Genomic DNA, 986 nt, shown 5'->3' on the forward strand with positions numbered 1-986 from the left:
AACGCGTCCAGGAGCGTTATGAGATTCGTTTAATCCTCGCAAGTCTTTAGAAACAAAACTTGGACGCAAATGTTTTGGCGCAAGCATAAGCATGCGAGGATCTGTAACTCCAGTAAGAACAAGTAGAGAAGCATAGCCTCCTCTTGTTCCAGCCTCAATATCAGTATCTAAACGATCTCCAACTGCTAATGAATGTTCAATACTAATTACAGGATTCCCATACTCGTCTTTTTCAGTGTATTCTTCACATTCAGAATCATCATGCTTAGCATTAGCAGCAACCAAAAACCTTGCTTCATCATACATTGCAGATTCTGGTTTTCCAGCAGACGAAATAGGCTCTACACCCGTAGCATTAATAACAGCTTGAATCATGGAACCGCATCCAGGAGCAATACCATGCTCTCTTGGAATAGTTAAGTCGCGGTTAGTAACGAAATATTTTGCACCATGCTCAACAGCGAAAGAAACTTCCGCCATTTCTTGCCAAGTCATTTGAGGATACCAGCCTTGAATAACAGCTTTAGGATTATCTTCGCACGAATCTACGAGTTGTAATCCTACGCGTTGCACTTCTTGACGCAAATGTTCAGCGCCGAGAACAAGAACTTTGGATCCTTTCTCAACATTGCGAGCTACCATCCTTGCTGCAACAACAGAAGACGTTATAATCTGCCATGGTTCTACTTTTAAGCCAAAACTTTCCAGTTGTTTTGCAACAACAGATTGGAAACGCGAAGAATTATTAGTTGTGTATTCAATTGCCATTCCATTTTTTTGCGCAAACAAAATGGAATCAGACGCATATTCAACAGCATTTCCACCACGATATACAACACCATCTAAATCAAGCAGTGCTAAACGAAATGCATCGCTTAACGGACGATTACATGAAGAAAAATTCTTTTTCGTTTCAACTTGCATACTATACCTCATTTAAGTTTGCTAAACACTGCACTTAATTTAGATTCAAATTTTTCAAATAT

General features: G+C 39.6%; 1 protein-coding gene. It reads right to left on the reverse strand.

Going from position 1 to position 986, the window contains the following annotated elements:
• Positions 1-924, reverse strand: a 924-nt coding sequence (locus A5295_RS06045; protein WP_064622178.1) for an HAD-IIA family hydrolase, incomplete at its 3' end; no start/stop codon positions are given.
• Positions 925-986 lie beyond the last annotated feature (62 nt).

It is taken from the genome of Gardnerella sp. 26-12, assembly GCF_001660745.1.
In the GTDB taxonomy this organism is placed as follows: domain Bacteria; phylum Actinomycetota; class Actinomycetes; order Actinomycetales; family Bifidobacteriaceae; genus Bifidobacterium; species Bifidobacterium swidsinskii.